Origin of the sequence: Flavobacterium sp. (genome assembly GCF_029242675.1) — a bacterium.
In the GTDB taxonomy this organism is placed as follows: Bacteria; Bacteroidota; Bacteroidia; order Flavobacteriales; family Flavobacteriaceae; genus Flavobacterium.
On record NZ_JAQWTM010000048.1, the window covers coordinates 1 to 4,981 of the forward strand.

The following is a 4,981-nucleotide window of genomic DNA, read 5'->3' on the forward strand; positions in this document are numbered from 1 at the left end:
ACCACAACTTAGATACTTCTGAAGAATATTATAAAGAGGTGATTTCTACTCGTGGTTTTGAAGACCGTTTACAAACTATTGAAAATGTTCGTAAAACAAACGTAACTGTTTGTAGTGGTGGAATTATAGGAATGGGCGAAAGCATTGAAGACAGAGCAGGAATGCTTGTTGCGCTTTCAACTTTAAACCCACAGCCGGAGTCAGTGCCAATTAATGCCTTGGTAGCTGTTGAAGGAACACCAATGGAAGAGGAGAAACCAGTTGAAATTTGGGAAATGATTCGTATGGTAGCCACTACACGTATCATTATGCCTGAAACACAAGTGCGTTTGTCAGCAGGTAGAATGAACATGAGTAGAGAAGGTCAAGCTATGTGCTTTTTTGCGGGAGCAAATTCAATCTTCGCAGGAGATAAACTATTGACTACTCCAAACCCAGACGTGAATGAAGACATGAAAATGTTTGAAATGCTAGGCTTAAACCCTCAAAAGCCTTTTACTAAAGTGTCTCAGCCATCAACAGTGGAGGCAGCAGACTCTCAGTTCTCGCCTTTAGGTGAAAAACCAAAATGGTCCCGACCAGAACATAAAATAGAAAGAAATTTAGAGGCATCTGCTAAAAGAAAATAAAAAATGCCCGTCTTTATTGAAAATGCCCCAAAAAGTTAAAAACTATTTGGGGCATTTTTTTATGGAACGAAAATCAAAAGAAGATTCTGCTATTTAGTACACTATTTTTTGAGTCAATACTGATCCATTCGTTAATACTACTTTTACAACCAAAACCACATTTGTAGCAGGAAGATTAGCAATCGTCATTTGGTTAGTATCAATTGCTTTTTTAGCGAACAATTGTTTACCAGCAAGATCGTACACATAAGCTGCAGCTATTGTTTCTTCTCCGGTTGCAATAGTGATAACTTTATCTTTTGTCGAGATAAACACTCCTTTTGTGATTGGATCAACATCATCAACCCCTAGTGTTTTGTTTGAATACAATAGAACAAATCGTTCATCAAAAACACCTATGTTGGTTGTAAACGAATAGGGACCTGTATTCAAATCATGAACTATATTTAATAAGTTATCTTTCAACAAAATATCTTTTTCTAATAGTAAACCATCAATTTGACCAATTGAAATCTTGTAGTTACTTGCAATTTTAGTTCTAAATCCAATAGGAACCTGATCGCCTACATCGAAAGGTAAGGCACGTCCCTGAATAGCGAAGTTTTTATCCTTGTTAATGCTATAAAAGTCTAAAAAGACATTTGAATCATATGTTTCACCATCAAAAGAGTTATCATAATCATTAGTAGCACCAGATACGTAACCTACTAACGTTTGTTTGTAAGCACCATCGTCATTATATAAATCAAGCCAAACTCTACTTTTTTCATTTACAGCTTTAGATTTTCCTGAAGAAGCCGTCTTAAAAAACTGTGAATTATTCCCCACATTTGAACCTACTCCCACTCTCATGCTGTTATTAAACACAACATTACCAGCTAATGCACTACTGGTAAAAAAAGATTGGCCCGCAGCGATTTTTCCAGAAGGGATATAGTCATTAAAACCGCTTGAAACACTTTTGGAAGCTGTAGCGACACCTCCTGTTAAATTATACGAGGCATAATCATCCGATGTATAGGCGTATGACCCTGAACCCGCAGTACCCCCAAGCGTACTTGCTAAGCGAATAGATGTGTTGTGTGTCCAAAAGTATAAAGTGCCATCGATAACTCCTGCGTTAGCCTTTATGAATTCATCTGCATCCAAGGCTGATGGATAAGGATTTCCAAGCAATGTAGAATTACCTGCTGACCCTACTGCAACAGAAACTTGTCCGTTATTTGGTTTTCCTGAAAATTGATATTGTACAGGCCCGGGAGGAGTAGGAGCCATTTGACTTTGTGGACCTCTAATAATATAACCAACACCCGGCAACATAAAATTAGAGTAAGCGTTCTCGTAAACCCAATTATTTCCTAAAGAATCATAAGATAGAAATTTATCTCCTAGAGTCCCGGGAGAAAAATCAATTAACTTTTGACCCGTAACAGGTGATGACCAATAGGTATAATCAAAATTACTAATAGGTGTAGTTAATCTATCATATTTTATAGAACCACTATTTACTGCATTGTCGTTAATTTGAACAAGACTTGAGTTATTTAAAAATAAAATACTACCCGACCCAATTACAGACAACTCATTTTGCAATCGCAACATTACTCCACTAGCAACAGTTGCTGTAACTCCAGCGTTAACAGTACAAGAGCATAAATCAACATCGTAACTAATTGAACCAGAAGATGTTATTGTTCCTGTAATACCTGCCCCTGGAAGGAAAGGACTCCAAGTTGAGGTTAATCCATCATATGTTGTGGCTATTGGAGTTGTTCCAATAGTTGTAGAAGTTGACGCACTACAACCATTAGCATCACTACTATTTAAAACATAATTTCCTAAACCTAAACCAGATCTATTTAAAGTTGTGGCGCCATCAGTCCATGCAACATCTAAGACATTTACATCAATAAAATTAGCCCCATTTATTCCACCCCATAAATTCACAGTTTTTGAATAAACAACGGTGTTTGAACCGTCAATAAGCTCAAGTAACATATTTTGCCCTCTATCTTGACAGCAATCGGAACGATTGTATATTCTAATGTAATCAAGATTTTTACCACTACTTAAATCAACAGTAATAAACTCGTTAATATTTGAAGTTCCACTGTGCCAAAAAGTATTTCCTGCGGTAATCCCGTCTATTGCTTTTTGAGGGCCGTATGTGGCAGCATTGTTTACGTAATTACTACTCGAAGTAGCAATAGCTCCAGCAGTAGCCAATGCAACGTTCGCACCACTGAATATTTCAAATGCCTGAATTTCTGCCACTTGCTGCCAACTATTATACTTTTGCGTCAACTTAATATATCGAATTGAAGACAAACCACTTGATAATGATGTACTGATACTACCATTATTCAAGCCAGAACAAGATTGATCCGTTTTCACCAACGTAACTACTGCCGTATTATTGACAATTATAGTACCAACTGCACTGATACTTCCACAACCTCCACTTAAAGGAATACTATAATTGAACGTTCCTGCAGTAGTAGCTGTACCACTTATTGTTACTTTATTTGCTGACCAATTAGCGACTAATCCAGGTGGTAGGTTGACTGGTGTTCCTATCCCAGTCGCTCCAGTAGTAGCATGAGTAACTGCAATAATTGAACTCCCTTTGCATACATTAGGACTAGAAGATGCTACCGAAACCGTATTACTATTGACCGTAACAACAACATTTCCTCCTGTAATGATACTAGAACAAGTTGATAACGCCTTATACTCTACTTTTGTTAGGTTATAGGTAAATGTACCTGTCACAGTGGTTGACACAGCAACAGTACTGGAACCACTAGCTGCAACGTCCAATGTAGCGCTAGAGCCCCCATTTATATTATAGGTAACGGTAATCGCTGCAGTTTGAGGATTCGCAAATGTTACATTAGGCGAAGTAGACCCTTGACAAACGGTCGTTGTACCACTAATAGTTGCAGTTGGTAAGACACGAACAATTAAATTTGCTCCAGCACTACCAAAACCACTAGTCCTTGTACAACTTGCATTTGCAATACTTAGTAAAGTATAAGTTTGGTTTGATGTTGGATTATCTCCGGGAGTAAAACTTGTTGGAGCTGCAGAATTAATTGTTTCAGTATAAATCGTGGCAGAAGCATTATTTTTATAAGTAATAGTGTAAGGGCCTACAAACCCCGTATCATCTGCGTCAAAGATTATTTTAGGTGTATCTCCAACACAAATCGTAGGAGCCGAAAAACCACTACTAACATTATTTGGTAGTAAACCAAATGTAGTAGTATTTGACGCAGCAGTGGCTCCTGAGCAAGTTGATGTATAGTTTACTGTTACCGTTTTACTACCTGATGTTAACCATTTTAATGTTACAGTATTGCTAGTTGCATCTGTACTCCCTGTAGTAATAGTATAATCAGTACCTAATACTCCAGGAATAGTCCATACATAATTTGTCATTCCCGACTGTGTGGTATAAGTAACATCGGTACTTATACATGAATTAGTTGCAGGCGATGTAGTAAAAGTTTTGGTTGAAGGACTTGTAGTCACTTTTACAGAACTCGAATTAAAACTACAACTACTTGCATTGGTCGCTGAAGCTTTCAAAACTCTTCTGTAATAATTAATAACTGTTGCCGTTGTAGTGGTGACAGGTGCAGGTGTATAATCCTCTCCAGTAGCACCCGAAATATTAGTGAAATTTATATTATCATTAGACACTTGCCATTGATAGGTACTATTAGTACCACCACTTGAGCCTCCAGAGCAAGTTCCAAAGTTTGAACCATCAATCAAACCAGGCGAACTACCAGAACAAACTTTAACATCGGCTGAACTAGATATTGTGTTTGTCGAACCATCAAATGCACTTAAACTAAAACCTACTGTATTTCCTCCTGTATTTTCATAATAGTCTAAAACAATATCACTACTACCGTTCAAATAAATTAAGTTATTACAATAATAAGTTGTTCCCTGTTGTCTCCATTGATTAAATACCAAAACATTATCGACATAAACCCTAACCCCGTCATCGCCACTAACATTTAAAAAATAGCATCCAGCCGGCCTTGTTGATTTCATGCGATATCTTACTGAAAATAATTCAGTATGAATAGTAGTTCTATTTACACCATCACTTAAAACATTGAAACAATTGCTACTCCCTCCAAAGTTTTCATTTATAGTTTCAGTTGGGATATTATAGTATCCTACGTATTCAGCATTCGCAAAAGGAGTTGTACTTGATGGAGCATTGGGAGATGTACCGCCTGGAGGTACTCCGCCCGTCCAATTATAGACATGCCCAACCCATTTATCGGTGCCGAATACAGTTTGAGAATCTTGAGTATTACCAACATTATTCA

The 4,981-nt window shown here is 37.3% G+C and carries 1 protein-coding gene and 1 pseudogene; one reads left to right on the forward strand and one right to left on the reverse strand.

Going from position 1 to position 4,981, the window contains the following annotated elements; translation table 11 throughout:
* Window positions 1-629: pseudogene (locus P8M54_RS01995) on the forward strand (biotin synthase); the annotation flags it as partial.
* A 93-nt stretch (window positions 630-722) separates the two neighbouring features.
* Here the strand turns inward: P8M54_RS01995 and P8M54_RS02000 are convergent.
* Window positions 723-4,981: T9SS sorting signal type C domain-containing protein (locus P8M54_RS02000; protein WP_300284455.1), on the reverse strand; the 4,259-nt coding region annotated here is incomplete at its 5' end.